Origin of the sequence: Streptomyces sp. NPDC004667, from assembly GCF_040609475.1 — a bacterium.
In the GTDB taxonomy this organism is placed as follows: Bacteria; Actinomycetota; Actinomycetes; order Streptomycetales; family Streptomycetaceae; genus Streptomyces.
This window is the reverse complement of the sequence record NZ_JBEXKC010000002.1, coordinates 130,474-156,420: the sequence shown is the minus strand read 5'-3', so window position 1 is coordinate 156,420 and position 25,947 is coordinate 130,474. Positions and strand designations below refer to the sequence as shown.

Genomic DNA, 25,947 nt, shown 5'->3' with positions numbered 1-25,947 from the left:
CGATCGGCCCCACCGGCGAGGAGGCAGTCATGAACACGGCAGAAATGGCGTCAACCACACGGGACGCGGAGGCCGTTGAGCGGTGCGCCCCGTGCGCTCCGGCCTCGGCGACGGCCTTCGGGGGTCCCGGAAACGGGCCCTGCGGCCCGCCCGGCTCGGGACCTTCGGCCCCGGGGAGCGCCGCGAGCGTCGGCTAGCGTGCCCGGAGGGGGTTCGTCCACGCCACCCGCGCGAAGAGAGGCAGAGCCAGCATGGCCACCACCGAACACCGCGTCCTGCCGCTCCGGCTGGAAGCCGCGCCGCTGTCCGTCCCCCTGGTCGGCGCCTTCGTCTACCGCACGGACCGGCCGTACGAGCTGGCCGTCGACTTCCGCGGCGCCGGGACCCACCTCGCCCGCTGGGTGTTCTCGCGCGAGCTGCTGCTCGACGGGCAGACCTGCGCCACCGGCGAGGGCGACATACAGGTGTGGCCGCTGCGGCGGGGCACCGAGCCGCGGGTGTTCCTCGCCCTCAGCAACGGCGCGCAGAGCTGTGTGGTCTCCGCCCGCGCCAAGGACGTGCGCGAGCTGTGCCGGCGGCTCACCGAGCTGGTCCCGCGGGGGCAGGAACGGCGCCACTACGACCTGGACGCGGAGCTGAGCGCCCTGCTCGCGCACTGAGGGAACCGCGGGCGCCCCACGGGTGTCCCAGACTGTGACAGCCAGTCCCCGTCTCACGAGAATCGGGGGGACGTCATGCGCCACCTGAACCGCCCGCGCCGGACCGTGGCCCTGGCCACGGGTGTCCTGCTCACCGCCGGGCTCGCGCTCGCCGCGCCGGCCTCGGCCGCCGCGTCCGCCGCTCCGTCCGTACGCACCCCGACTCCGCTCGTCGTCAACGCCCGCTGGGGCGGTCACTGCACGTACGACCGGATCGTCATCGACCTCCAGGGCTCCGTGCCCCCGGTCACCGTCACACCCGTCTCCCGGCTGGTCTACGACGGGTCCGGCAAGCCCGTCCCGCTGGCCGGGAAGTACTTCCTGGAGATCCGCCTGCACCCCGCCGCCGGTCACGACGACGCGGGGCAGAACGTCTACCGGGGCCCCAGGCTCCAGAAGATCGACCTCGGCAAGCTCAAGGGCCTCGCCCTGACCGGCGACTACGAGGGGTACGTGACCTTCGGCGCCGCCTTCGACACCAAGCCCGCCTTCACCACCTCGGTCCTGCACTCGCCCGAGCGGTACGTGGTGGACGTCGCGCACCCGAACACCTGCTGAACCCGGCGGCCGCGCCCGGGACGCCGCACCGCTAGCGGTGTTCCGGGTTCGGGAAGTCGAAGCGGCAGCCCGCGTCCCACAGGGAGCGCTGGTTGCCGTGCGCGGGGATGCCGCCCGCGCGCTTGAGGAGCGCGGCGAGGTGCATGAGGTTCCAGGACATGAAGGCCGTGTTGCGGTTGGTGAAGTCGTTGTCGGGTCCGCCGGATCCGGGGTCCAGGTAGGAGGGTCCGGGGCCGGCCTCGCCGATCCAGCCCGCGTCCGCCTGGGGTGGAATGGCGTAGCCCAGGTGCTGGAGGCTGTAGAGGACGTTCATGGCGCAGTGTTTGACGCCGTCCTCGTTGCCGGTGATCAGCGCTCCGCCGACCCGCCCGTAGTAGGCGTACTGGCCGCGGTCGTTGAGCAGGGAGGAGCAGGCGTAGAGCCGCTCGATGACCTGCTTCATGACGGAGCTGTTGTCGCCGAGCCAGATCGGCCCGCAGAGCACGAGGATGTCGGCGTCCATGATCTGGCTGTAGAGGACCGGCCACTGGTCGCTCTCCCAGCCGTGCTCGGTCATGTCCGGCCAGACCCCGGTCGCGATGTCGTGGTCGACGGCCCGCACCAGTGAGGTCCGGGCGCCGGCCGCCTCCATGACGGCGCGGCTCTTGGCGATCAGGCCCTCGGTGTTGCTGGTCTCGGGCGAGCGCTTGAGGGTGCAGTTGACGTAGACGGCGGAGAGGTCCGAGTAGTCGAAGCCCTGGGTGTCGGCAGCCATGCGCTCCAGCCTTCCCCGGGTCCGCGGGGGCCGCCAGCGGGCCGCGTCCGTCCGGGCCGCGCCGGGTGACGCCCGCACCGGATCGGGCCCCGACCGTAAACTCCCCCCATGTCGCTGCCGCACGCCATTCTCACCGCCCTGCTGGAGAAGCCCTCGTCGGGGCTGGAGCTGACCCGGCGGTTCGACAAGTCGATCGGGTACTTCTGGTCGGCGACCCACCAGCAGATCTACCGGGAGCTCGGGCGGCTGGAGGAGGCCGGGCTGATCCGGGAGCTGCCCAGCGAGGTCCCGGTGCGGGGGCAGAAGAAGGAGTACGAGGTGCTGCCCGACGGCAGCGCGGAGCTGGCCCGCTGGGTGGACGAGAGCCAGGACCCCAAGCCGATGCGTGACGCGCTGCTGTTGCGGCTGCGCGCGGCGGGGGTGGTGGGGCTACAGGGGCTCGGTCCGGAGCTGCGGCGCCATCTGGAGCTGCACCGGGAGCAGCTGGCGAAGTACGAGGCGATCGAGGCCAAGGACTTCCCGCCGGGCCGGGACGCGGTGGAGGACCGGCTGCGGCGGCTCGTGCTGCACGGCGGCATCGCCCTGGAGGGCTTCTGGCTGAGCTGGCTGCGGGAGGCCCTCGCGGAGGTCGAGGCCATGGAGGGCACGTCCGGGGCCTGACGGGCACGGAGGGCCCGGGCGGCGCGGGGCCGGGAGCCGCGCCCGCGCCCCCGCCCCGGCAGGGGGACGGGGGCGGCGCGGGGCCTACTTGTTCAGGGCGGCCCAGAACTCGTCGAAGCTCATCAGGCCGTCGCCGTTGGTGTCCTTGGAGGCGATCACGGCGTCCGCGACCGAGGCGGTGACGAACGCGTCGCCCATCGCCTTCATGGCCGCGCTGTACTCGTCGGCCGTGACGAATCCGTCACCGTTCACGTCGAACTTGTTGAACGTCGCCCGTGCGCTCTCGATGTCCGCCACTGGGTCCACCCCTTCTTGGTGCTTGTTGACCGGCTCAGGGTAGCGGCACCCCGGAGGGAGCGCCGCCGCGGGTCCCGTTCGACCGGCAGAAAGAAATTCAATTACCCTTCCGTAACGCGGAAGCGATAATTCCGGCCAACAATTCCGCCGAACACTTGTCACGCTCCGGGATCGCGGCATAACGTACCGACATTGCCGCCACACCAGGAGCGCAGGGCTCCCAGGGACAAGCAGCAACAAGGGCGATCAAACAGGTGACGATCACAGCTGACGCATCATTCGAAGTTCTGCCCTTCACCCGCACCTGCCGCCACATCTGGGAAGACGGCGACCATGTGCTGATCGGAGTGAGCCCCGGCAACAGCTACTTCAGCTCCGAACGCATATCAAGCCTCGCCAGATGGGCCACGACCCGCTTCGCGCAGGTCGACTTCGTCTACGCAGACCTCCACGTAGACCGGATGTTCGCCGCCTTCGGGTACACCCGCGAGCATGCGGAGAAGCGTTCGGCGAAGGAGATCAAGGCGGTCCGGAGAAGGATTCTCAAAGGCGTCGAGGAATCAGGACCTCAGCATGCCGAGATCCGGGTGAGGGCCCTTTCGGAGTTCCAGGAGAACCCCGTTTACCAACTACTGCACCGACGCGTTCTGCATTTCTTGGAGACCGACGACGTATTCCGCAAGGGCTGCGAGGAGATGGCCCTTCATTTTGTCGGCTCGAAGTTGCCGGAAGGTGAATCCATCACCGACGCCCAGTTGCAGGTCTGTTTCGATTACATGGCGGCGGAGCTGCCCTTCTTCGTGGACACCCCGAGCATTCTCGACGTGCCGTCCTCGGTGGCGGCCTACCACGTCAAGATGCCGATGACCGACGTCCTCTTCGCGCGGGGCGGGGGCCTGCGCGCGACCCGCAACCAGGCGTACGCCGTCGTGCGCCCCGAGGCCGACGGGTCCACGCCCCCCGCACCGCCGCACGACACCACCGCGCGGGAGACCACCCCCGCGCAGAGCACCGCACCGACCGAGAGGACCGTCGATGAGCGTCGAGCAGCCTGAGGGCACGCAGGAGCGGGAGCCCCTCCTGGACTTCCCCCTCTCCCGGCGCGGTGACGTGCTCCCCGAGGAGTGCTCCTGGCTGCGCGAGAAGGCTCCGGTCGCCCGGGTCCGGACCCTCACCGGGGATCCGGCCTGGCTCGTGAGCAGCTACGCGCTGGCCAAGCAGGTGCTGGAGGACGAGCGCTTCAGCCTCAAGGACACCGCCAACGCCGGGGCGCCCCGCCAGTACGCGCTGACGATCCCGCCCGAGGTCGTCAACAACATGGGCAACATCAACAGCGCCGGGCTGCGCAACGCGGTCATGAAGGCGCTCAACCCGCGCCAGCAGGGCCTCCAGGACTTCCTGCGCGCCACGGCCGGGGAACTGATCGACGCCCTGGTCCGCGAGGGCGGGCCGGCCGACCTCCGGGCGGGGTTCGCCGACCCCTTCTCGGCGGCCCTGCACTGCCAGGTGCTGGGCGTGCCCTTCGAGGACTGGCGGCGGCTGATGTCGGGGCTGGACGTCGCGTTCATGACCGCCCGCGAGCCCTTCGCCGACTCCGCGCTCAACTGGTACAAGGACGTCGGCTACTTCGCCGACGCGTTCAAGACGCAGCTGGCGCGGCCCGCCGAGGAGCGTACGGGGCTCCTCGGAAAGTTCGCCGGACTGCGGGAGGCCGACCCGGAGTCGGCCCACCTGACGGACGAGATGTTCGCGACCGTCGCCGTCTCGCTCTTCGGCGCGGGCGCGGTCTCCACGTCCGCGTTCCTGGTCCTGGCGGTCCTCGCCCTGCTCCAGCGGCCGGAGCTCATCGGGTACCTGCGCGAGCACCCGGAGCGCATGGGCAGGGCCGTGGACGAACTGCTGCGCTGGAACCTGTCCGTGGGCGACGGCCTGCCCCGCCTCGCGATGGCGGACGTCCAGGTCGGGGACGTGCTGGTGAAGGAGGGCGAGCTGGTGCTCGTCCTGCTGGAGGGGGCCAACTTCGACCCGGAGGCCTTCGAGCGCCCGGACGAGCTGGACCTGGAGCGGGAGAGCGCCAACGCCCACCTCGCCTTCGGGGCCGGCCGGCACTTCTGCCCGGCGTCCGCGCTGGGCCGGGCGCACGCGGAGATCGCCCTGGAGGTGCTGGTCGAGCGGCTGCCCGGACTGCGCCTGGCCGTCCCCGCGGAGAACCTCGTCTGGCGGACCGGGTTCATCAAGCGGCTGCCCGAGCGGCTGCCCGTCGCCTGGCAGTGACCGTAACCTCATGGAGCCGGTGCCCCGGGAGCCGTGCGAGCTCCCGGGGCACCTCCGTGCGTACGGGTCCGGGTCGAGGGGGCCTAGCGGAAGATGCCGGTGTGGCCGAGGGAGTAGCGGCCGGGCTGCGGGTAGACGGCGAGGCCGTGCGGGCCGCCGCCGACCGGGATCCTGGCCAGCTCCTTGCCGGTGGCGGTGTCGATCGCGTAGACCTCGGAGTTGTAGCGGCCCGAGAGCCAGAGCACCTTGCCGTCCGCGGAGACCCCGCCCATGTCGGGGCTGCCGCCGTCGGGCAGCTCCCACTTCTTGGTGAGCTTGTTCTGCTTGAAGTCGAAGACGGAGATGCTGCCCTCGCCCCGGTTGGAGACGTACATCTCCTTGGAGTCGCGGCTGACGTACAGCCCGTGGCAGCCCTTGCCGGTGGGCAGCAGCTTGGGCACGTCGAACTTGTCGCCGCTGAGCACCCACATGCCGTGCGCCATCATGTCCGCGACGTAGAAGGTCTTTCCGTCGGGGGAGATCTTCACGTCCTGCGGCATCGCCCCCTCGAAGGGCAGTTTCTGCTGGCCGACGACCTCCATCTTCTCGGTGTCGACCTTGAGGAGTTCTCCGGAGAACTCGCAGCTCACGATGAAGTAGCGGCCGTCCGAGGAGAAGTCGGCGTGATTGACGCCGTAACAGGTCACCGGGACGGTTTTCACGCGGTTCATGGTGTGCGGATCGCGGAAGACCAGTTCGCGGTCCATGGACGCCATCACGACGGCGTACTTTCCGTTCGGGGTGAAGTACAGGTTGTACGGGTCGTGCACCTCCACGGGCTCACCGGCCTCGCCGGTGGCCGGGTTGATCGGGGTGAGCGTGTGGCCGCGGTTGTTGTTGACCCACAGGGTCTTCATGTCCCAGGACGGCACCACGTGCTGCGGCTGGACGCCGACCGGGATGGTGTCGATGACCTTGTAGGTGGCCGGGTCGATGACGGACACCGTGTTGGAGTTGGTGTTGGGGACGTACACGCGGGACGGGAAGTCCTTGACCACCGGGGACAGCTGGTTCGGCCGGTCCGCCGCGTACACGTCGTTGGGGTCGAGCACCGGAGGCATCCCGGGCAGTCCGGGCGGGACGGCCGGGACGGCCTTGACCGGTTGGGCCGGCCCCTTGGAACCGAGCGCCTCGGGCTCGCCCTTTCCGCCGGATCCGCAGCCCGCCAGGGCGGCGAGGACCAGTCCGGCGAGGAGCGCGGTGGCCTTCCGTGGAAGGCGGTTCGTCGTCATGAGGTCAGCAGCTCCGTGGTGGTCACCGCGCGCAGCTTGCGGCGCGCGAGTTCTTCGAGGAGGGGCGGCATCGCGTCGACCGTGTCCGCGTAGCCGAAGTGCAGGCTCACCACCGATCCGCCGTGGATCGTCCCGGTGACGTTGCGGATGACGGCCGCGGCACCGGGTGAGGTGAAGTCGAGTGAGTCCACGTCGTACGAGAGGACGTGCGGGTACCCCGCCCGCTGCGCCAGCTTCTGGACGAGCGGGGAGGCGTACTGGGTCTGGGAGGGGCGGAACCAGGTGCCGATCGAGCCGGTGAGGCGCTTGAGGCGTTCGGCGCAGCCGGTGATCTCGGCGTAGGCCTCCGCCTCGGGCAGGTCGTTGACGGCGAGGTGGCGCTGGGTGTGGTTGCCCAGTTCGTGACCGCCGTCCAGGATGCGGCGGGCCATGTCGGGGTGGGCGTCGAGCCAGGTGCCGATGGCCAGGACGGTGACCCGCGCGCCCCCCTTCTCCGCCTCGGCGAGGACGGCGCGGGCGATGGCGGGGTCCCCGTTGCCGTGGAAGGTCAGGGCGACCTGCGGGCGGTCGCGCGGACCGTGCCCGATCTCCACGGGCTGGCCGGCGAAGCGGCGGGGCGCGGGAGCGGGACCGGCCGGGGCGGGCTTGGCCCGGGCCGGGCCGGCGGACGGGGCGGGTCCCGTGGCGGGCCGGTCCGCGGCGCAGCCGGCGGCGAGGCCGGCCAGGACGGCGGTGCCCGCGCGCAGGGCCGCGCGGCGGCCTGGAAGTGAGAACACCTGCCCATTTAAGGGGTGAATGGGCGAGAAGATAACGATTGACCCAATTCGCGACCCGTGCGGCCCGCGTGTCGAGGGTGCGACTGTCCGCTACCTGATCAACGATTTACGCAGAGTGGTCGATATTTATTCATTGAATGTGAGGCGGGTGGCTCACCTCACCTAAGATTTAGATGAAAATCAATAGGATATGCACACTTATGTCCGAGTAGGGACTTTTGGCGTTTGGACCCTCGTCTGCCATAGTCGGAAGCACGGCTTCCCTTTGACCCGAGCGAAGTCTTCCGCCGAGGATCACACACCCCATCGATCCTCGGCGCACCCATGGAACCCCCGCAGCGCCCCATCACGGCGACAGGGGGTTTCTGGCGTTTCAGGGGTCCCCGCGCCCTGCCGCCTAGCGGTCGGCGACGCGCATCTCGAACCAGGTGATCTTGCCCCGCGGCAGCAGGTCGGCGCCCCAGCGGTCGGACAGCTTGTCGACGAGGAAGAGACCGCGGCCCGTCACGTCCAGCTCGTGGACCGGCATCAGGCAGGGCAGCCCGCGCGAGGGGTCGCGCACCTCCACGCGGATCCAGCCGCGCCGGCGCAGCATCCGTAAGCCGAAGGTCCGCGCCCCGGTGTGGCGCACGGCGTTGCCGACGAGTTCCGAGACCAGCAGGACGGTGTGCTCGGCGATCTGCGGCGAGAGGCCCCAGAAGCGGATCACCACGCTCTGCGTGAGCCGGCGGGCCGTGCTCGCCGACTCCGGCATGGACGGCAGCGTCACTTCACCCTCGGCCGGATTCCCGTACCTCTCCAGCGCTTTGAGGCCCAGTTCCTCCTCGACCGCCGCCGTGAGCCGCACGGCCGGCGCGCCGACGCGCTGCCGCGGTTGTTCCACACCCTCCAGGCCCGCCATGGACCCATCATGGACGGCCGACGCGCCCGTCCGGGCCGTTCCACGGGAAAACACCCTCCGGGATCAGCGCTCCCGGAGGGTCGCCACGGCATATGCGCCGGGCAATCGGAGGCCCGTGTACTCGACTTGACCTGCGATGACGGTGCGCTGCGCCGTGATCACCGTCAGTGGACCCGGAGCTCTGCTTAAGGTTTCCTTAAGGCCTGGCTAATCCACCCGCAGGGGTTCTCCGCCACCGCGCCCCGATGGCGCCGACTAGACGAACTTGGCCTTGCCCGGGCCCTCTTCGACGAAGCTGCGCATGCCGCGCTCGCGGTCCTCGGTGGCGAACAGCCCCGCGAACCAGTTGCGTTCGATGGTCAGGCCGGTGTCGATGTCGGCCTCCAGGCCCGCGTCCACGCACTCCTTCGCGGCGCGCAGGGCGATCGCCGGGCCCTGGGCGAGCTTCGCGGCCCACGCGTGCGCCTGCTCGTACACCTCGGCGGCGGGCACGATCCGGTCCACCAGACCGAGCGCGAGGGCCTCGTCGGCCTTGACCATGCGGCCGGTGAAGATGAGGTCCTTGGCCTTGGACGGGCCGACCAGCCGCGACAGCCGCTGGGTGCCGCCCGCGCCCGGGATCAGACCCAGCAGGATCTCGGGCTGGCCGAGCTTGGCGTTGTCCGCGGCGATCCGGTAGTCGGCGCAGAGCGCGAGCTCGCAGCCGCCGCCCAGCGCGTAGCCGGTGATCGCGGCGACGACGGGCTTGGGGATCCGGGCCACGGCCGTGAAGGCGTCCTGGAGGGCGCGGGACCGGACGACCATCGCCGCGTGGTCCATCGTCTGCATCTCCTTGATGTCCGCGCCGGCCGCGAACACCTTCTCCCCGCCGTAGAGGATCACCGCGCGCACGTCGGCGCGGTCGGTGGCCTCCACCGCGAGCTCGCGCAGCCGGTCCTGGGTGGCGATGTCCAGGGCGTTCATGGGCGGGCGGTCCAGCAGGATGGTGCCGACGCCTTCGGAGACTTCGAGAGAGATGGTCATACGGGGAAGGTTAGCGCCGGTTAACGCCAGGTGGCCCGGTGCTGTGGGTCACAGCACCGGGCCACCTCGACTACGTGGGGAGGGGTACTACTTGGTCCACTCCGCCCAGTCCATGTTCCAGCCGTTGAGGCCGTTGTCCGGGGCGATCTGCTTGTCCTTGGAGTTCTTCACGACGACCACGTCGCCGATCAGGGACTCGTTGTAGAACCAGGCCGCGGGGGTGCTGTCGTCACCGGCTCCGCGCTCGTCCTCCAGGCCGACGCAGCCGTGGCTGACGTTCTCCGAGCCGAAGGTGCTGGAGGGGGCCCAGTAGTTGCCGTGGACGAAAGTGCCGGAGTTCGACAGCCGCATCGCGTGCGGGACGTCGGAGATGTCGTACTCGCCGCCGAAGCCGACGGTGGCGCCGTTCATCCGGGTCACCTTGTACTTCTCGCTGATGACCATCTGCCCGTTGTAGGTGGTCGTCGCCGGGGCGCCCGCGGTGATCGGGATGTCCTTGAGGACCTGGCCGTCGCGGACGACCTGCATCGTGTGCGCGCTCGCGTCGACGGTGGTGACCTGCGAGCGGCCGACGGTGAAGGTGACCGTACGGGTCTGCTTGCCGTAGACCCCGGGGCGGCCCTCGACGCCGTCGAGGGCGAGCTTCACGGTGACCTTGGTGCCCGCGGCCCAGTACTTCTCGGGACGGAAGTCGAGCCGGTCGTTGCCGAACCAGTGGCCCTCGACCTTCACGGACGGCTCCGCCGTCACGGTGATGGCCTTCTCGACGGCCTCCGTGTTGGTGATGCCGCGCGTGAAGTTGATGGAGACCGGCATGCCCACGCCGACGGTCGAACCGTCCTCCGGCGTGTAGTGGCCGACGAAGGTGTTCTGGGGGGTGAGGGTGGTGAAGGTGGTGTCCTTGGCGGACTCCCGGCCGGCCTCGTCCTTGGCGACCGCGTGCACCTTGTACTCGGTGGCGGCGGCCAGGTTGCGGGCGGGCTCCCAGCTCGCGCCGTCACCGGCCAGCTTGCCCTCCACCGCGTTGCCCTTGGTGTCGGCGACCGTCACCGTGGTCAGCTTGCCACCGGTGCTGGAGATCTTCAGGATGCCGCTCGTCGCGACCTCCTTGGCCCCGTCGTCCGGCTTGACGCTCACCACGGCCTTGGACGCCTCGGTGCCGGTCTTGGCGCCGGCGACCGTCCCCTTGGCGTCGCTCCCGCCGCTGCCCCCGCTGTTGCTTCCGCCGCCGCCGCTGCAGGCGCTGGTGAGCAGCAGGGCCGCTCCCAGCAGAAGGGCCGGCAGGCCGGTGCGGGCGCGGCCGCGTATCGGCTGCAGGTTCACTCGTGTTCTCCCCATGTCCCCCGCGCGCGGGCAGTCGCGCGCATGTCGACAGGAAATCACATGGGTGGACCACGAAAAGGCACGGTGATGTCACCGTTCCGTCCCAAGTGGGACGTACGGCGGTGTGTCAGCCTTCGGTCCCGGGCTTGGTACCCCAGACGTAGACCACGTCCCCTTCCGTCAGCAGGTGCCACAGACGTTCGGCGTTCGCGAGCGAGAGGTTGACGCAGCCGGCCGAGCCGCCGTGCGCGTACAGGTCGCCGGCGCGCCCGTGCAGGGCCTGGCCGCCGTCGAAGAACTGGGCGTACGGCATCGGGGAGTCGGGGTAGAGGGTGGAGACGTGGTCCTCGTGCCGCCAGTAGATCTCGTGGCGGCCGGTACGGGTCTCCTGGTCGTCGCCGCCGGTGCGGACGGGCACGGGCGCGAAGACCACGCGGCGGCCCTCCTGGACCCAGAGGAGTTGGCGGTCCAGGTCCACGCAGGTCACGCGGTCCTCGTCGGCGGGGCAGCGGCCCGCGGCGTTGGGGTTCGCGCGGGCGGCGACGGCCGTCATCGTGCGGAACGTGGCGAGGCCGGCGTAGCCGTCGGCGGGGGTGAGGCGGTTCGCGCGCTGGAAGGCGCGGACGGCGGCGCAGTCGCCCGGCGACTGCACCCCGTCGGCCTTCCGGTGCAGGTGGGCCTCCAGCTCCCGCTGGTAGGGGCCGGTCCCGGCGGTGCAGGCCGTCTCGGGGTCGGGGGCGGCGGCGAGCGCCGGGCCCGGCAGGACGAGGACGGCGAGGAGGGCGGCCAGGACGGCCGCGGATCCCGTCGCCTGACGTGCGGTCATCGGCCCTCCTCCGGTCCGCCCGCCGGACCTCCGCGCCCCAGCCAACCCGCGCGGGCGGGGAGCCGCCCGCGCGGCTGCGCCGGTGGGGTGAGGGGTCCACTCCACCGGCGCAGCGGGAGGCCGGACGGCCGTGCGCGGGGCGCTCAGGCGCCGGGGCGCTTGCCGTGCTCCTTGCCGGGCTCCTTGCCGTCGTGCTTGCCCGGGTCCTTGCCCTCGTGCTTGCCCGGGTCCTTGCCCTCGTGCTTGCCCGGGTCCTTGCCCTCGTGCTTGCCGTGCTCCTTGCCCGGGTCCTTGCCGTGCTCCTTGCCGTGTTCGTCGCGCTTGTTCCGGAGCGTGACCACGACGTGGTTGCCGGGGGCCGCCGCCGTGACGCGCACCGGGCCGGTCACCCGGTCGCGGGGCAGCACGTAACCCTCGGGGACGTCCGTCTCGACCAGGTAGTACAGGCCTTCGGAGAGCCCGTCGAAGTCGCAGACGCCGTTGCGGTCGGTCGCGCAGCCGTCCTTGACCTTCTGGTCGGCGTTGATGCCGCGGGTCTGGAGGCCGTCGGTGCGGTTGGTCTCCTTCCAGAGCTCGAACACCGCGCCGCGCAGCGGCCGCTTCGTCTTGGCGTCCTTCTTCACGAGGTGCAGGGAACCGGGGTCCTCCACGTTCTCCTTGCGGTTCGCGACGGTGACGACGACGCCCTGGACGAGGTCTCCCCGTGTCAGCTCGAACGGGGTGACGGGGTCGGCGGGCCTCTCGTAGCCGGCCGGGAAGCCGGTCTCCTGCCAGTAGTACCTCTCGCCGACCGGCAGCTCGACCGTGCAGGTGCCCTGGGCGTCGGTCACGCAGAGCCCGTCCAGCCGCTCGTCGGCGTCGTCGCCGGTGGTCTGGAGGCCGGTACGGTCGTTGGTCTCGTGCCACAGTGCGAAGCGGACGCCGGGCAGTCCGGCCCCGGTGTCCCGGTCGGTCTTGCGCAGCACGACCCTGGCGCCCTGCGTCTCGGTGCGGGTGTTCACGGCCCGCACCTCGACCCCGGCCGCGGCGTTCTCGCGGGTCAGCGTCAGCTCGAAGACCGGGTTCGGGGGCAGGTCGTGGCCCGTCGGCGGGGCCGTCTCGCGCCAGTAGTACGTACCGAGCGCGGCGCCGGTGTGCTCGCAGCGGCCGGTGGCCGGGGTGGTGCAGTCGGCCACCTTGGTGTCGGGGGACGCGGTGTCCGTCTGGAGACCCGGCACCCCGTTCGTCTCGTGCCACACCTCGAAGCGGGCGCCGCCCAGGGGCCGGCCCTCGCCGTCCACCTTCGCCACCGCCACCGTGCCCGTCGGGTCGGGGGTGGGGCCGCAGTCGGGGAGGTCGCCGGTGAAGGGGTAGGCGTGGAACTCCTGGCCGCCGCCCCCGATGGTCTCGCTGCCGTGGGTGACGGAGCCCGTGCTGAAGAAGCGGCCGTTGATCCCTGGCAGGGTGACCAGGGTCTCGGAGGCCTGGTTGCCGATCAGGAAGCTGCCCTGGAACTGGCCGCTGCCGTTCAGGTTGACGGCCGAGGCGTCCGGGAAGTTCCACAGCAGCCGCTCGCGGTAGGCGTTGAGCGGGTCGCCGCCCTGGTCGACGAGCGTGCCGCTGTAGGTGTTGAGGGTGCGGGTGCCGGCGCCCAGGACGTTGACGAGGATGGTCGCCGTCGGCGGGATCCGGGCGAAGCGGATGCCCTGTGCGCCGCCGCCGTTGGGGTTGACCAGGTCCGCGTTCACGTTGAAGACCTGGAGCAGGTCGCGGTCGTTGCCGGTGAAGAGGGTCTCGAAGCCGTTGTTGACGACGGTGCCGGTCGGCGGGCGCGGGCTGCCGTCGACCTTCGCATAGCACTGGCTGGCGGCGCTGAGCCCGGCACGCAGGCCCGCGTACGGGGCGACGGCGTTCGCGTCGGGGGTGCGGGTGCCGGTCACGGTGCCGCTGAGCGTGCCCCCGTAGCGGACCACGCCCCGGTCGGCGATCAGGGTCTCGCCGGTGGCGACGGTCACGTCGGCGCCGGTGGTGAGGAAGTCCGCGCCGTCGGGGGGCGGGACCAGCGAGCCGGCGCCGACGATGCCGACGTTGTAGCGGGAGTCCCCGCCGGCCACCTTGTCCTGGTCGAAGCCGCCGAGGACGACCAGCCGGCCCTCGGCCTCGGAGGCGCGCCCCCGGACCCGGAACTGCCCGCCGGCGAAGATGTTGACGGCGTTGTCGCGGCCCTTGACGCTGCCGTCGCTGCCGATCGGCGGGAAGGGGCGGGGGCAGTCGCCCGGGACGCACGGGCCGAGTCCGCCGGGCAGCGGTGCCCGCAGGGCGCGGGCTGCCGGGGGGCCGGGGGCGGGAGCCGCCGCCAGGGCCGTGGGGGACCCGGCGGCCAGTACGGCCCCGATCGCGAGTCCCAGGGTCCAGTTCCTTGCTGACATGACGCTCCGTCCGTATCCGCGCTGATCGCCCTGCCAGGCCCTGGGGCGCCGGTTCCGGGCGCACCCAGTTCTAGGGCAGGGCGTCGGCGCGGCGGACGGAGGACACCCTCGCGCCGTGGCATTACGGTCCGACAATCACTCGATTGCGGGGTCAGCTGACGGCGGATCCGGCGACCCAGTCGGCCCAGGACATGTTCCAGCCGCCCAGTCCGTTGCTGGCGGCCACGACGCGGTCCTGCGAGTTCACGACCTCCACCACGTCCCCGACCAGCGTCCGGTCGAAGAACCAGCCCGCCGGGGTGTCCGAGCCGCCGCCCTTGTCGTCGCGCAGGCCCACGCAGCCGTGGCTGGTGTTGCTGGAGCCGAAGGTGTCCGGGCTGGCCCAGTAGTTGCCGTGCAGGAAGGTGCCGGAGTTGGTGAGCCGCATGGCGTGGGGCACGTCGGGGATGTCGTACTCGCCGCCGAAGCCGACGGTCTGCCCGTTCATCCGGGTGACGTCGAACATCTCCATCACCACCATCTTCCCGTTGTAGGTGGTGTTCTTGGGCGCCCCGGCGCTGATCGGGATCGTCGACACCAGCTGCCCGTCCCGGCGGACCTCCATGGTGTGCGCGGCGGCGTCGACGAGGGAGACCTGGGAGCGGCCGACGGTGAAGCGGACGGTCTTGTCCTGGATCCCGTACGAGCCGGACGCGCCCTCGACGTCGCGCAGGTCCATCTTGACGGTGACCTGGGTACCGGGCTTCCAGTACTCCTTGGGCCGGAAGTCGAGGCGCTCGTCGCCGAACCAGTGGCCGACGACCGGCACGGCCGGGTCCGAGGTGACGGTGATGGCCCGTTCCACGTCGGCCCGCTGCTTGATGGCGCGGCTGAATTTGAAGGAGACGATCATCCCGGTGCCGACGGTGGAGCGGTTCTCGGGCTTGAAGTAGCCGATGAACCTCTCCTCGGGAACGTAGGTGGTGAAGGTGGTGTGCCGGGCCTGGCGGCGGTCGTGCCCGTCCCGGGCGACGGCGTCGACGGTGTACTTGGCGGCGAGCGAGAGCCGCCCGGCCGACGGCGCGGGGCTCCAGCTGAGCCCGTCGGGGGCGATGGACCCGGGGACCTGCTCCTCCTGGGCGTCCTCCACCTTGGTGACGACGACCCTCTCCAGCCGGCCCTCGGGCACGTTCACCCGCAGCGGCCCCTCGGCGGGGACCCCCTTGGCGTTGTCCGCGGGGGTGATCCGGATGGCCTCGTCCGGCAGGCGGGGTTTGCCGGGCAGGGCGATCTCCACCGGGGATCCGCCGTCCTTGGTGCAGCCGGTCAGCCCGCCCAGCAGGCCCGCCCATGCCGCCACGGCGGCCAAGCCCGCCCCTGCCCGCCTCGTCAGAAGAGTCACGCACCGTCCAACGACCGGCCCCCTCCGGGGGAAACGTGAGGGCCGGGCACGTTCCGGGCAGAACTGTTCGGGCAGAACAGTGGGAAGGACCAGACGGGGGCGGGCCAGGCCGGGACGCCGGGCCGCACTCCCCCGCCGGTACCAGGAGCCGTGGAGGCGGGCAGTGTCGAGCGCAGCCGAGCAAGAGGCGGTGGATGCCGCCGCCAGCAATGCCGTGAGCGGCCCCGAGGCCAGGGGCACCATGGACGCCATGGACTCCGTGCGCCAGCGGGTCCAGGCGCAGGTGTTACGGGCCGCCGCGCACCCGGCGCCACCCGTGTGGCCCGGGTCCGCGCATCCCCTGGGAGCCCGCTTCCACCCGGGCCCCGGCGGGGTCGCGGGCACCAATTTCGCACTCTGGGCCCAGGGCGCGGAGGCCGTGGAGCTGTGCCTCTTCGACGGGGACGGGGTCGAGACCCGCTGCACCCTCACCGAACTCACGCACGAGATCTGGCACGGCTTCGTACCGGGGGTCCGCCCCGGACAGCGGTACGGCTTCCGGGTGCACGGCCGCTGGGACCCCTGGACGGGCGCCCGGTACAACCCGGCGAAGCTGCTCCTGGACCCGTACGCGCGCGCCGTGGACGGGGACTTCGCCCTGCCGCCGGAGGTCTACGGGCACGTCCGGGACTGGCCCCAGCAGTACATCGCCGACACCGTGCGCGACGACAGGGACTCGGCCCCGTTCGTCCCGAAGGGGGTGGTCGTCCACGATGACGACGACTGGGCGGACGACGTCCGGCCGAAGACCCCCTGGGCCGATTCGGTGATCTACGAACTGCACGTGCGCGGCTTCACGATGGGCCATCCGGGTGTTCCCGAGGAGCTGCGCGGCACCTACGCGGGGCTGGCCCATCCGGCGGCGGTCGAGCACCTGAAGGACCTCGGCGTGACGGCGGTGGAGCTGCTGCCGGTGCACCAGTTCGCGCACGAGGACCACCTGCTGCGCCGGGGCCTGCGCAACTACTGGGGCTACAACTCGGTCGGCTACTTCGCCCCGCACGCCGGGTACTCCGCCAGCGGGACCGCCGGGCAGCAGGTCGGCGAGTTCAAGCGGATGGTGAAGGCCCTGCACGCGGCCGGGATCGAGGTCATCCTCGACGTGGTCTACAACCACACGGCGGAGGCCGGGGAGCTGGGACCGACGCTGTCGCTGCGCGGGATCGACAACCGGGGCTACTACCGGCTCCAGTCCGACCAGCGCCGCTACGCCGACTACACGGGCTGCGGGAACACCCTGCACGCCGGGCGGCCGCACGTGCTGCGCCTGATCACCGACTCCCTGCGCTACTGGGTGACGGAGATGGGGGTGGACGGCTTCCGGTTCGACCTGGCGGCGGCGCTGGCCCGCTCGATGCACGACGTGGACATGCTGTCGCCGTTCCTCGCGGTGATCGCCCAGGATCCGGTGCTGCGACGGGTCAAGCTGATCGCGGAGCCCTGGGACGTGGGGTCGGGCGGCTATCAGGTGGGGGCGTTCCCGCCGCTGTGGACGGAGTGGAACGACCGCTACCGCGATGCCGTGCGCGACTTCTGGCGGGGCGCGCTGCCCGACGTACGGGACCTCGGCTACCGGCTGTCCGGCTCCAGCGACCTGTACGCGTGGGGCGGGCGGCGGCCGTACGCCTCGGTGAACTTCGTGACGGCGCACGACGGGTTCACCCTGCGGGACCTGGTGACCTACGAGCGCAAGCACAACGACGCGAACGGCGAGGAGGGCCGCGACGGGACGAACGACAACCGGTCGTGGAACTGCGGGACGGAGGGCGAGAGCGCGGACCCGGGGATCGGGGCGCTGCGCCGGCGCCAGCTGCGCAACCTGCTGACCACGCTGCTGCTGTCGACCGGGGTGCCGATGCTGGTGGCGGGCGACGAGTTCGGGCGCACACAGGGCGGCAACAACAACGCGTACTGCCAGGACAACGAGACGGGCTGGGTGGACTGGTCGCTGCTGGAGGACCCCGCCTGGAAGGAGCTGTTCGCGCTGACCCGGCGGCTGATCGCGCTGCGCCAGGCGCATCCCGTGCTGCGGCGGCGGGCGTTCTTCTCGGGGCGGGCGCAGGGCGCGGACGGGCTGCGGGACCTGGCCTGGTTCACCCCGGCGGGCAAGGAGATGACGGAGCGGGACTGGTACGCGCCGGCCGCCGCGCTGGGGCTGTACCTGTCGGGGCGGGACATCCCGGGCCGGGACGAGCGGGGTCTGCAGGTGACGGACGACAGCTTCCTGGCGCTGCTGCACGCCGGGGACCGGCCGGTGGAGTGGATCCTGCCGGGCCCGCCGTGGGCGGGGACGTACGAACTCGTCCTCGACACCTCCCGGGAGGCGCAGGCCGAGGCGCCGGCGGGCCGGCACCGGGGCGGGGAGCGGCTGACGGTCCCGGCGCGGTCGGTGCTGCTGCTGCGGGTGGTGTCGTAGGGCCGCCGCGCGCCCGGCCGCCGCGCCGGTTCCGGACGGATCGGCCCGTCCGGAGCCGCGGTCCGCGGCCGTCCTGCGATGATGTGCCCCTCATACGAACACCCGTGCACTCGTGCACGTGTGCCATCGCCGGGGATCAGGGGAACGCATGGCGAGAGTCGGGACCGCGCTGCTGGAACTGCGCGGGGCGCAGAAGTCGGCCAAGGGGGTGTCGCTCTACTCACGGTTCGTCAATCGGCCCGCCGGGCGGTACCTGGCCGCCGGATCGTACGCGCTCGGGCTCACGCCGAACCAGGTGACGCTGGTCAGCGCCGCCTTCAGCTTCGCCGCCGTGGCGGCCGTCGCGCTGGCCGCGCCCTCCTGGGGGCTCGGCGTCGCCGTGTGGGCCGCGCTCGCCGTCGGCTTCGCCTTCGACTCCGCCGACGGGCAGTTGGCCCGGCTGCGCGGGGGCGGCAGCGCGGCGGGCGAGTGGCTCGACCACGTCGTGGACGCCGCCAAGCTGACCGCCCTGCACGCGTGCGTGCTGATCGCCTTCTTCCGCTTCCCCGAGGAGTACGGGACCGGCTCCGACGGCTGGCTGCTGGTGCCGCTGGGCTTCCAGTTCGCCGCGGTCGTCACCTTCTTCGGCGGTCTGCTGACCGAGAAGCTCAAGCCGAAGCCGGCTCCCGGCAGCCCCGCCGCCGCGCCGTCGACCCTGCGCGCGGTGGCCCTGCTGCCCGTGGACTACGGGGTGTTCTGCCTGGTGTTCCTGCTGCTCGGCGGCGGGTCGCTGTTCCGATGGGCGTACGCGGGCCTGGGCGCCGTCGCCGCGCTCTTCCTGCTGGCGTTCCTGGCGAAGTGGTTCCGGGAGCTCAGCGCCGTTCGGCGGTGAGGGGTTCGGCCTGGGGCTGCGCGAGCGCGTCCAGGGCCCGGCGCAGCTGGGTGCTGGACGTGTGGACGGTGTAGGGGAAGTAGACGACGTCGACCCCGTGGGCGGCGAAGTCCCGCTCCAGCCGGTCGCCCTTGGGGGTGCCCCGCCAGTCGTCGCCCTTGAAGATCACGTCGAAGCGGACCTGCTTCCAGGTCTCGACCTTGTCGGGGACCGTCTCGACGAAGGCGGCGTCGACGTACTTGACGCTGCGGACGATCTCCAGCCGTTCGACGAGCGGGATCATCGGGCGGCGGCCCTTGGCCAGTTCGGCCATCTCGTCCGAGACCACGCCGGCGACGAGGTAGTCGCACCGGCTGCGGGCGTGGCGCAGGATGTTGAGGTGTCCGATGTGGAAGAGGTCGTAGGCTCCGGGCGCGTATCCCACCCGGTACGGCCTGCGCGCCGCCGAACCGCGCTCGGACATGTCGTACTCCGTCATCAGTTACCCCCCAGCGGCCGCACCCCCCGGTGCGGCGGATTAGCAGACAATAGCGCGCACGTTCCCCACCCTGCGGGTGAACGAATAGGGTGACGTGCGCATCATCCAGGGGAGAAGGGGACGTTCAGTGTCCACATCCGGTCACCGGCGCCTGTTGCTGGTTTCCACCAACTACGCCCCCGAGCACGCGGGCATAGGCCCGTACGCCACCCAGATCGCGGAGCACTGGGCCGAAATCGGCCACGAGACGCACGTGTTGGCGGGGATGCCGCACTATCCGGCCTGGTCCGTCGAGCCGGAGTACAAGGGGGCGCTCCGGCGGACGGAGCAGCGCGCGGGGGTCACCGTGCACCGGCGTGCGCACACGGTGCCGCCGCGTCAGACCGCCGTCAGGCGCGCCCTTTTTGAAGGATCGATTCTTCTGCACGGCGCGGTGGCCCCGCCCCGGATGCCGAAGCCCGACGCGATCCTGGCCCAGATGCCCAGCCTGGCCGGCGGGGTCCTCGCCGCCCGGCTCGCGGCGAAGTGGAAGGTCCCCTACGTCCCGGTCGTCCAGGACCTGATGGGGGCCGCGGCCGCGCAGAGCGGGATCAGCGGCGGCGACAAGGCCGCCGCCTTCGCCGGGCGCGCGGAGGCGTACGCCCTGGGGCGCGCCACCCTGGTCGGCGTCATCCACGAGACCTTCGTGGACCGGGTCGTCGGCATGGGAGTGGACCCGAAGCGGATCCGGCTGGTCCCCAACTGGTCCCACGTGCCCCAGCCCACCAAGCCCCGCGGGGAGACCCGCCGTCACCTGGGCTGGGCGCCCGGCCAGACCGTGGTGCTGCACTCCGGGAACATGGGCCTCAAGCAGGGCCTCGACGTCCTCGTGGGCGCGGCCCGGCTCGACCCGCAGGTCCGTTTCGTCCTCATGGGCGACGGCAGCCAGCGCGCGGCCCTCGCCGACCTCTCCGCCGACGTGCCGAACCTGGACATCATCCCCCCTGCCGCCGACGGGGAGTTCCCCGATATCCTCGCGGCGGCGGACGTCCTCGCGGTCACCCAGCACGCGGCCGTGCTCGACATGAGCGTCCCGTCCAAGCTGACCTCCTACTTCCAGGCCGGCCGGCCCGTCGTCGCGTCCGTCGCGGCCGAGGGCGGGACCGCCCAGGAGGTGGAACGTTCCGGCGCGGGGGTGCTCGTACCCCCGGAGGATCCCGCGGCCCTGCTGAAGGCCGTACGGGCCCTGGCCGAGGACCCCGAGGGCGCGGACGCGCTGGGCGCCGCCGGGCCCGTCCACGTGGCGGCCCACCTGAGCCGTGAGGCGGGCCTGGCCCGCATCGACGCACTGATCGACGAAGCACTTGGGGGTCTCCAGCCGTGACCGAGACGAACCGCCCGGCAGCGGCCCCGGCCGATGACGAGCCGGACCTCCTGCGGGACCAGTTCAAGCAGCTCCTGCGCTACCGCCGGCTCATCGGCGCGGGCGTGGGCATCGGCCTGCTGGGCGGCGTCTACCTCGGCATCTCCACCGCCGACACCTACGTCGCGACCGCCGACGTCGTGCTGCGCGCCCCCACCGACGACCCGTTCAACCCGAGCCTGGCCCCCGACAAGGCCATCAACATCGGCTCGGAGCGCCAGGTCGCGCTCTCCAGCTCCACGGCCGAGCAGGCGGCGAAGAAACTGGGCATCGCCGACAAGGACTTCGCCGCGCTGCGCGGCGGCCTCCAGGTGACCAACCCGCCGCAGACGATGGTGCTCCGCTTCACCTACACCTCGGCCTCCCCCAAGGAGGCCGCCAAGCGGGCGAACGCGATGACCGCCGCCTACCTGCTCAAGCGGCAGGAGGCCCTCGACGCCACGCGCGACAAGATGGTCAAGGGCTACGAGGACCAACGCGACCCGGTCGCCAAGCAGCTCGACGAGACGGCCCGGCAGGCCAACAACCTGCCCGCCGGGACGGCCCGCGATTCGGCGCTGTCCTCCAAGACCGACCTGCAGAGCAAGGTCAACACCCTCAACAGCAACATCGCCAAGCTCGCGGCCCTGGACATGACCCCGGGCCGGGTCACCAGCCCGGCGACGGTGCCCACCGCGCCCGACGGTCCGGGCATCCCCATGTCGCTCGCGCTCGGCGCCGCCGTGGGTCTGGCGCTCGGTCTGCTCGCCGCCTGGGTGCGGCTCGTCTTCGACCCGGCGCCGCGCTCCGAGGGCGATGTGGCCAGGGCGCTGCGCGCACCCGTCCTGGGCTCGCTGCCCCGGGACAAGACCGGCGGCGGGCCGCTGCTCGCGGCCGGCGAGGCCGATCCCCGGCTCGCCGAGGAGTACCGTTCGGTGGCGTTCCGCCTCGCCTACGACTCCCGCTTCGCCGACCGGCGCCGCCTGCTGGTGGTCGCCCCGCGCGGCAGCAGCGAGACCGCCGCCGCCGTGGCCGTGAACCTCGCCGCCTCCTTCGCGGAGACCGGCAAGGACGTCCTGCTCATCGAGGCCGACCTGCGCACCCCCGTACTGGCCAGCCAGCTGCCCACCGACGCGTCCGGGCGGCCCCGCTGGAGCCAGCCGGGCGGCGCCGGCACGGGCGGGGACGCGGACTGGCCCGACGGCCGGCAGCTCGTCGTGGACGCGGCCGAGTCGGGCTCCTTCGACCTGATCCCCGGCGATCGGGTGCGCAACGTCGCCCGCGCGCTGACCTCTCCGCGCGCCACCCGGCTGATCTCCGAGGCCGACTCCCCCAACTCCACCGTCGTGGTGCTCGCTCCGCCGGTGCTCTCCTACGCCGACGCCCTCGCCCTCGTCGACCGCGTCGACGGCGTCCTGGTCGTCTGCGACCCGCGCGCGGTGCACCGCAGCGACCTGTCCCGGATCCGCGAGCTCATCGGCGGCGCCGGCGGCACCGTGCTCGGCGCCGTCCTGCACACGCCCCTGGTCACCGAGAAGCGCGGCGGGCGGGGCACGTCGAAGAAGGCCGGCAACTCCACCGGACCCGCCCCGGACCCGCAGCCGCTGACGCGGCAGCCCGCCGACCCCGGACCGCAGATCACGGGCGACGGCGGCGACACCGTCGCCCTGCGCACGGTCCGCACGGGCCGGCGGTGAGCCGGCGGGGCTTCGGCGCCGTCGCCTCCGTCCTCGACCAGGCCGCCTCCAGCGCCACCAACATCCTGGTGCTGGTGCTGGCGGCCCGGCTGTCCTCGGCCTCCGGCTTCGCGGACTTCTCGATGGTGTACGTGACCTTCAGCGTGCTCCTCGGCCTGAACATGGCCTACGTCGGCCAGACCGTGGTCCTGGAGAAGGGCGAGGGGCTCGCGGCGGTGTGCCGTTCCTCCGTGCTGTTCACCGCGGCCGCGTCGGCGGTGGCCGGGCTGCTGCTGGCGGTGGTGGGGCTGGCCCTGACCGGGGCCGCCGGGCGGGCCTTCCTCGCCCTGGGCCTGGTCCTGCCGCTGGTCCTCGTCCAGGACGGACTGCGCTACTGCTTCTCCGCGCTGCGGGTGCCCCAGCGGGCGCTGGCCGCGGACTCGCTGCGGCTGCTGTGCGTGGTCGCGGCGCTGGCGGCGCAGCCTGCCGGGGCGTCGGCCGGCCGGCTGGTGCTGGTGTGGGGGCTCTCGGCGCTGCCCGCACTGGGGCTGGGCCTGTGGCTGCTGCGGCCCCACGTGCGGGGGGCGCGGGCCGAGCTGCGCCCGTACCTGCGGCGCGGGCACCTGGGGCAGCGGTTCGTGGTCGAGTTCGCCGTCGGCAACGGCTCCAGCCAGCTCGCGGTGCTCGGGCTCGGGGCGTTCGCGACCCCGCTGGCCGTCGGCGCGCTGCGCGGTGCGACCACCCTCTTCGGCCCGCTGAACGTGCTGTTCAACTCGGCGAACGCCTTCGGGCCGCCGGTGGTCGGCCGGGCCTCCGGCAAGCGGGGCGTGGTCCGGCTGACCGCCCTGATGGGCGCCGCCCTCGCCGCGCTCGGCGCCGGCTGGGCGGCCGTCCTGTACGCGCTGCCCGACCGGCTGGGCGCCCACCTGCTCGGCGACACCTGGGCGGCGGCCTCCGCGCTGCTCCCGGCGACGGGGGCGCAGTACGCGGTGATGGGACTGGGGACGTGCGCCCTGCTGACGCTGCGGGTGCTGAACCCCAGGGCCACCCTCTCCCTGCAGATCGTCTTCTCCCTGCTGTCGGTGGCCCTGCTGCTGGGCGGGTACGCCGCGTGGGGCGTGGCGGGAGCCGCCTGGGGCCTGGCCGTGGGTTCGGCGGCCAAGGCCGGCGCGGGCTGGCTGCGGGTGGCCCGGCTGGAGGCCCCCGCCCCCGAGGTCGCCACCGCCGCCTGAACCCCGCCCGGCGCGGAGCCCGGCGCCGGGCGTCGGGTCAGGCGGTGGTGCGGTCGGCGAGGCGGGCGAGCAAACCCGACCGGTGCGACGGGTCGAGGGCCAGGTCGAGCGCGGTCCAGGCCATGGCCAGGCCGCCGTCCAGGACGGCACGGTCCGCGCCGTCGCCGACGCCGTAGCGGGTGAACTCCGGGTTGTGCATGATCGCGTCGCCGCAGTCGTAGCCGATCATCGGGTGGATGGTGGGCACGAGGTGCGAGACGTTGCCCATGTCGGTGGAGCCGCCGCGCAGGGTCGGGTCACAGTCCTGGACCCGCCGCCCGAGGTCGCGGGCGGCCCCCAGATATCTGCGGGCCATCGCAAAGTCCTGGCGCAGGTCGGCGTAGTCGTTGCCGACGGTCTCCAGGGCGAGCTCCGCGCCGGTGGCCAGCGCCCCGGCCTCGAAGCAGGCCCGCACCCGGGCCTGGAGCTCGGCGAGTTCCCCGCTGGTGACAGCCCGGCAGTCATAGTCGGCGCTCGTGTGCGCGGGGATGACGTTGGCGGCCTCCCCGCCCCCGGTGACCACCCCCGAGACGACCGAGCCGGGCCGCATCTGCTGCCGGTGGGCGGCGATGGCGACCTGCGCGATCATCATGGCGTCGGCGGCGTTGATCCCGCGTTCGGGCATGGCGGCGGCGTGGGCGGACCGGCCGGTGTAGGCGACCTTCCAGCTGCTGATGGCGAGCGAGCTCATGCCGACCGAGTCCGAGGGCGCGGCGTGCACCATCATCGCCGCGGCCACGTCGTCGAAGGCGCCCGCGCGCAGCATGTCCACCTTGCCCCCGCCGGACTCCTCGGCCGGGGTGCCGAGGAGCTTGACGGTGATGCCGAGCTCGTCGGCCAGCGGGGCCAGGGCCAGGGCGGCGGAGACCGCGGCGGCCCCGTTGACGTTGTGCCCGCAGGCGTGGCCGATGCCGGGCAGGGCGTCGTACTCGGCGCAGATCCCGATGACGAGGTCCCCGCTGCCGGCGGTGGCCGACAGGGCCGTGGGCAGTCCGTACGCCCCCCGGGTCACGGCGAGTCCGGCGCCTTCCAGGAGGTCGCCGATCCGGCGGGCCGCGCGGTGCTCCTCGTAGGCGAGCTCCGGGTCGGCGTGCAGGGCGTGGCTCAGGCCGAGCACCTCGTCCTGCCGGGCGGTCAGGACGGCCCGGGTGCGTTCGCGCAGCGCGGTCGGGGCGGACGGTGCGGACGGTGCGGTCATCGGGCATCCTTCCCCGCGCCGGCGGCGCGCGGTGTGCGGTAGAGCAGGGCGAGGGCCGCGCCAGCCACGGAGATCACCGTGCACAGCGTCCAGGAGGTGGTGTAGGCGCCGAGTTCGGGCAGGGTCCGGCCGGCCGGGGTGCGGGCGGCGAAGACGGCGAGCACGGCGGCGGCGCCGATGGAGCCGCCGACGTTGATGAGCAGCTCGTTGATGCCGGAGCCGACGGAGGTGCGGTCGTGCGGTACGGATTCCACCGCGAGGGTGCGCGTCGAGTGCTGGAGGAAGCCGGTTCCCAGGCCCGCGACCGCGGTGCCCGCGAGGAACAGGAGCTGGTCCGTGTGGCAGGTGAGGGAGAGGAGGTAGCCGGCGGCCATCAGCAGCGAACCGGCGACCAGGGTGAGCCGGTCGGAGACGGCGGCGGCGACGGCGGGCGCGAGGAGCGCTCCGAGGGCGAGGGCGAGCAGGTTGGGCAGCATGGCGAGGGCGATGGCGAAGGGGTCCAGGCCCAGGCCGTAGCCGTTCTCGGCGGGGCTGGTCCCCATGAACACCGGGTTGGCGACCTGCAGGCCGATCATGCCGAAGGTGAAGGTGAGGGTGACCAGGGAGACGACCACCACGTTGCGGTGGCGGAACATCCGTACGTCGATCATCGGCTCTGGAACGCGCAGTTCCACCACGGCCCACACGGCGCAGGTCAGCGCCCCGCCGACGAGGCAGCCCAGGGTGCGGGCCGAGGTCCACTCCCAGCCGGGGGTGCCGCCGAGGCCCAGGCCCAGCATGACGGCGACCAGGCCGAGGCAGAGCAGGACGCCTCCCGCCCAGTCGATCCGGCCGCCGGGGCGGTGGGCGGACTCGGGCAGCAGCGGCCAGGTGACGGCCAGGGCGAGGCCGACGGCGACGGCGGGCACCCACAGGGCTGCCGTCGGGCTGTCCACGGACCTGGCGACGAAACCGCTCGCGACCAGGCCGAAGGCCATGCCCGCGACGAGGGCGGCCACCATGAGGCTGATGCCGCGGCGGCTCTCCCCGTCGCCGCCGCCGGCGTCCCGGGAGCGGTTGCGCAGGATGCCCACGAGGAGCGGGAAGAAGCCCGCGAAGGCGCCCTGGAGGATCTGCCCCGCGAGCAGGGTGGAGAAGGAGCGGCTGAATCCGACGAGCACCGAGCCGAGCAGCACGATGGCCAGGTTCCAGCGCAGCACCCTGCGGTGGCCGTACAGGTCGCCCGCCCGCGAGAGCACCGGGGTGAAGACGACGCTGGCCAGCAGGTTGGCGATGCTGATCCAGTTCAGGTCGGCGGCGGTGACGCGCAGGGTGTCCGTCAGGCCCCGCAGCAGCGGGGACAGGAAGCCCTGGGTGATGCCGCTGGTGAGTTCCACGAGGGCGACCGAGGCGATCACCGCGGTGGCGGGCGTCGCGCGCACGGCGGGTCTGGTGTCACGGACATCCGTGGGCGTCATACGTACCACC

The 25,947-nt window shown here is 72.3% G+C and carries 23 protein-coding genes; 10 read left to right on the top strand and 13 right to left on the bottom strand.

What is annotated here, in order from left to right:
* Window positions 1–251: 251 nt before the first annotated feature.
* A complete protein-coding gene (locus ABZW32_RS01780) occupies window positions 252–659 on the top strand; it encodes an SsgA family sporulation/cell division regulator (RefSeq protein ID WP_356209816.1) in 408 nt (135 codons plus the stop codon).
* A 75-nt stretch (window positions 660–734) separates the two neighbouring features.
* A complete protein-coding gene (locus ABZW32_RS01775; protein WP_356209814.1) occupies window positions 735–1,256 on the top strand; it encodes a hypothetical protein in 522 nt (173 codons plus the stop codon).
* Between the two features lie 31 nt (window positions 1,257–1,287).
* On the opposite strand, the gene ABZW32_RS01770 is transcribed toward ABZW32_RS01775, so the two are convergent.
* The gene (locus ABZW32_RS01770; RefSeq protein WP_356209812.1) at window positions 1,288–2,010 is read right to left on the bottom strand and encodes a flavodoxin family protein; all 723 of its coding nucleotides are present in this window, start codon (window positions 2,008–2,010) and stop codon (window positions 1,288–1,290) included.
* Between the two features lie 108 nt (window positions 2,011–2,118).
* Here ABZW32_RS01770 and ABZW32_RS01765 point away from each other — a divergent pair, with 108 nt between their 5' ends.
* Window positions 2,119–2,670, top strand: coding sequence for a PadR family transcriptional regulator (locus ABZW32_RS01765; protein ID WP_356209809.1), 552 nt, complete (start codon window positions 2,119–2,121; stop codon window positions 2,668–2,670).
* An 84-nt stretch (window positions 2,671–2,754) separates the two neighbouring features.
* Here the strand turns inward: ABZW32_RS01765 and ABZW32_RS01760 are convergent, their stop codons facing one another.
* On the bottom strand, window positions 2,755–2,967 hold the full coding sequence (locus ABZW32_RS01760; protein ID WP_356209970.1) for an EF-hand domain-containing protein: 213 nt from the start codon (window positions 2,965–2,967) through the stop codon (window positions 2,755–2,757).
* A 254-nt stretch (window positions 2,968–3,221) separates the two neighbouring features.
* Here ABZW32_RS01760 and ABZW32_RS01755 point away from each other — a divergent pair, with 254 nt between their 5' ends.
* Together ABZW32_RS01755 and ABZW32_RS01750 are read left to right on the top strand one after the other, a co-directional pair.
* Window positions 3,222–4,022: a tRNA-dependent cyclodipeptide synthase gene (locus ABZW32_RS01755; protein ID WP_356209806.1), complete on the top strand. Its 801-nt coding sequence runs from the start codon at window positions 3,222–3,224 to the stop codon at window positions 4,020–4,022.
* Window positions 4,003–5,241: a cytochrome P450 gene (locus ABZW32_RS01750; protein ID WP_356209803.1), complete on the top strand. Its 1,239-nt coding sequence runs from the start codon at window positions 4,003–4,005 to the stop codon at window positions 5,239–5,241. The genes ABZW32_RS01755 and ABZW32_RS01750 overlap by 20 nt, the downstream gene beginning before the upstream one ends.
* Before the next feature lie 83 nt (window positions 5,242–5,324).
* Here ABZW32_RS01750 and ABZW32_RS01745 read toward each other — a convergent pair whose 3' ends face one another.
* The 8 genes from ABZW32_RS01745 to ABZW32_RS01710 form a co-directional block, all read right to left on the bottom strand.
* Complete coding sequence (locus tag ABZW32_RS01745) at window positions 5,325–6,512, bottom strand: YncE family protein (protein WP_356209801.1); 1,188 nt, start codon at window positions 6,510–6,512, stop codon at window positions 5,325–5,327.
* Window positions 6,509–7,288 carry a polysaccharide deacetylase family protein gene (locus ABZW32_RS01740; RefSeq protein WP_356209798.1) on the bottom strand — a complete coding sequence of 260 codons (780 nt, stop codon included), beginning with the start codon at window positions 7,286–7,288 and terminating at the stop codon, window positions 6,509–6,511. Before ABZW32_RS01740 ends, ABZW32_RS01745 begins: the two co-directional genes overlap by 4 nt.
* A 397-nt stretch (window positions 7,289–7,685) precedes the next feature.
* Window positions 7,686–8,189, bottom strand: coding sequence for an ATP-binding protein (locus ABZW32_RS01735; protein ID WP_356209796.1), 504 nt, complete (start codon window positions 8,187–8,189; stop codon window positions 7,686–7,688).
* A gap of 255 nt (window positions 8,190–8,444) precedes the next feature.
* A complete protein-coding gene (locus tag ABZW32_RS01730; RefSeq protein ID WP_356209793.1) occupies window positions 8,445–9,212 on the bottom strand; it encodes an enoyl-CoA hydratase-related protein in 768 nt (255 codons plus the stop codon).
* 87 nt (window positions 9,213–9,299) lie between these two features.
* Window positions 9,300–10,529 (bottom strand): Ig-like domain-containing protein, encoded by a 1,230-nt coding sequence (locus ABZW32_RS01725; protein ID WP_356209968.1) that lies wholly within the window; start codon window positions 10,527–10,529, stop codon window positions 9,300–9,302.
* Window positions 10,530–10,662: 133 nt separating this feature from the next.
* Complete coding sequence (locus ABZW32_RS01720) at window positions 10,663–11,361, bottom strand: L,D-transpeptidase family protein (protein ID WP_356209791.1); 699 nt, start codon at window positions 11,359–11,361, stop codon at window positions 10,663–10,665.
* A gap of 143 nt (window positions 11,362–11,504) precedes the next feature.
* The gene (locus ABZW32_RS01715) at window positions 11,505–13,769 is read right to left on the bottom strand and encodes a choice-of-anchor A family protein (protein ID WP_356209788.1); all 2,265 of its coding nucleotides are present in this window, start codon (window positions 13,767–13,769) and stop codon (window positions 11,505–11,507) included.
* 151 nt (window positions 13,770–13,920) lie between these two features.
* A complete protein-coding gene (locus ABZW32_RS01710; protein WP_356209786.1) occupies window positions 13,921–15,117 on the bottom strand; it encodes an Ig-like domain-containing protein in 1,197 nt (398 codons plus the stop codon).
* 196 nt (window positions 15,118–15,313) lie between these two features.
* Between ABZW32_RS01710 and glgX the strand changes: the two genes are divergently transcribed.
* The gene (gene glgX, locus ABZW32_RS01705) at window positions 15,314–17,605 is read left to right on the top strand and encodes a glycogen debranching protein GlgX (RefSeq protein ID WP_356209783.1); all 2,292 of its coding nucleotides are present in this window, start codon (window positions 15,314–15,316) and stop codon (window positions 17,603–17,605) included.
* Between the two features lie 148 nt (window positions 17,606–17,753).
* The gene (locus ABZW32_RS01700; protein WP_356209780.1) at window positions 17,754–18,476 is read left to right on the top strand and encodes a CDP-alcohol phosphatidyltransferase family protein; all 723 of its coding nucleotides are present in this window, start codon (window positions 17,754–17,756) and stop codon (window positions 18,474–18,476) included.
* Here the strand turns inward: ABZW32_RS01700 and ABZW32_RS01695 are convergent.
* Window positions 18,457–18,954, bottom strand: coding sequence for an adenylyltransferase/cytidyltransferase family protein (locus tag ABZW32_RS01695; RefSeq protein ID WP_356209777.1), 498 nt, complete (start codon window positions 18,952–18,954; stop codon window positions 18,457–18,459). The two genes, ABZW32_RS01700 and ABZW32_RS01695, sit on opposite strands and share 20 nt — an antisense overlap.
* 157 nt (window positions 18,955–19,111) lie before the next feature.
* Between ABZW32_RS01695 and ABZW32_RS01690 the strand changes: the two genes are divergently transcribed.
* Genes ABZW32_RS01690 through ABZW32_RS01680 form a run of 3 tightly spaced genes read left to right on the top strand, consistent with a single transcriptional unit; the run spans window position 19,112 to window position 23,243 of the window.
* Window positions 19,112–20,317, top strand: a complete 1,206-nt coding sequence (locus tag ABZW32_RS01690) for a glycosyltransferase family 4 protein (RefSeq protein ID WP_051841261.1) — start codon at window positions 19,112–19,114, stop codon at window positions 20,315–20,317.
* Window positions 20,314–22,032 carry a lipopolysaccharide biosynthesis protein gene (locus ABZW32_RS01685; RefSeq protein WP_356209775.1) on the top strand — a complete coding sequence of 573 codons (1,719 nt, stop codon included), beginning with the start codon at window positions 20,314–20,316 and terminating at the stop codon, window positions 22,030–22,032. Before ABZW32_RS01690 ends, ABZW32_RS01685 begins: the two co-directional genes overlap by 4 nt.
* Entirely contained in the window at window positions 22,029–23,243 is a 1,215-nt protein-coding gene (locus tag ABZW32_RS01680) for a hypothetical protein (protein ID WP_356209772.1), read from the top strand. Before ABZW32_RS01685 ends, ABZW32_RS01680 begins: the two co-directional genes overlap by 4 nt.
* Window positions 23,244–23,280: 37 nt before the next feature.
* Here ABZW32_RS01680 and ABZW32_RS01675 read toward each other — a convergent pair whose 3' ends face one another.
* Together ABZW32_RS01675 and ABZW32_RS01670 are read right to left on the bottom strand one after the other, a co-directional pair.
* Entirely contained in the window at window positions 23,281–24,480 is a 1,200-nt protein-coding gene (locus ABZW32_RS01675; RefSeq protein ID WP_356209771.1) for an amidohydrolase, read from the bottom strand.
* Window positions 24,477–25,937 (bottom strand): MFS transporter, encoded by a 1,461-nt coding sequence (locus ABZW32_RS01670; protein WP_356209768.1) that lies wholly within the window; start codon window positions 25,935–25,937, stop codon window positions 24,477–24,479. The genes ABZW32_RS01675 and ABZW32_RS01670 overlap by 4 nt, the downstream gene beginning before the upstream one ends.
* Window positions 25,938–25,947: the final 10 nt, after the last annotated feature.

What these genes read in the sequence shown, in the direction of transcription:
- ABZW32_RS01720 (WP_356209791.1), bottom strand. Translation starts at nt 11,361, where the DNA reads ATGACCGCACGTCAGGCGACGGGATCCGCGGCCGTCCTGGCCGCCCTC.
- ABZW32_RS01770 (WP_356209812.1), bottom strand. Translation starts at nt 2,010, where the DNA reads ATGGCTGCCGACACCCAGGGCTTCGACTACTCGGACCTCTCCGCCGTC.
- ABZW32_RS01735 (WP_356209796.1), bottom strand. Translation starts at nt 8,189, where the DNA reads ATGGCGGGCCTGGAGGGTGTGGAACAACCGCGGCAGCGCGTCGGCGCG.
- ABZW32_RS01670 (WP_356209768.1), bottom strand. Translation starts at nt 25,937, where the DNA reads ATGACGCCCACGGATGTCCGTGACACCAGACCCGCCGTGCGCGCGACG.
- ABZW32_RS01750 (WP_356209803.1), top strand. Translation starts at nt 4,003, where the DNA reads ATGAGCGTCGAGCAGCCTGAGGGCACGCAGGAGCGGGAGCCCCTCCTG.
- ABZW32_RS01695 (WP_356209777.1), bottom strand. Translation starts at nt 18,954, where the DNA reads ATGACGGAGTACGACATGTCCGAGCGCGGTTCGGCGGCGCGCAGGCCG.
- ABZW32_RS01700 (WP_356209780.1), top strand. Translation starts at nt 17,754, where the DNA reads ATGGCGAGAGTCGGGACCGCGCTGCTGGAACTGCGCGGGGCGCAGAAG.
- ABZW32_RS01730 (WP_356209793.1), bottom strand. Translation starts at nt 9,212, where the DNA reads ATGACCATCTCTCTCGAAGTCTCCGAAGGCGTCGGCACCATCCTGCTG.
- ABZW32_RS01780 (WP_356209816.1), top strand. Translation starts at nt 252, where the DNA reads ATGGCCACCACCGAACACCGCGTCCTGCCGCTCCGGCTGGAAGCCGCG.
- ABZW32_RS01765 (WP_356209809.1), top strand. Translation starts at nt 2,119, where the DNA reads ATGTCGCTGCCGCACGCCATTCTCACCGCCCTGCTGGAGAAGCCCTCG.
- ABZW32_RS01775 (WP_356209814.1), top strand. Translation starts at nt 735, where the DNA reads ATGCGCCACCTGAACCGCCCGCGCCGGACCGTGGCCCTGGCCACGGGT.
- ABZW32_RS01745 (WP_356209801.1), bottom strand. Translation starts at nt 6,512, where the DNA reads ATGACGACGAACCGCCTTCCACGGAAGGCCACCGCGCTCCTCGCCGGA.
- ABZW32_RS01715 (WP_356209788.1), bottom strand. Translation starts at nt 13,769, where the DNA reads ATGTCAGCAAGGAACTGGACCCTGGGACTCGCGATCGGGGCCGTACTG.
- ABZW32_RS01675 (WP_356209771.1), bottom strand. Translation starts at nt 24,480, where the DNA reads ATGACCGCACCGTCCGCACCGTCCGCCCCGACCGCGCTGCGCGAACGC.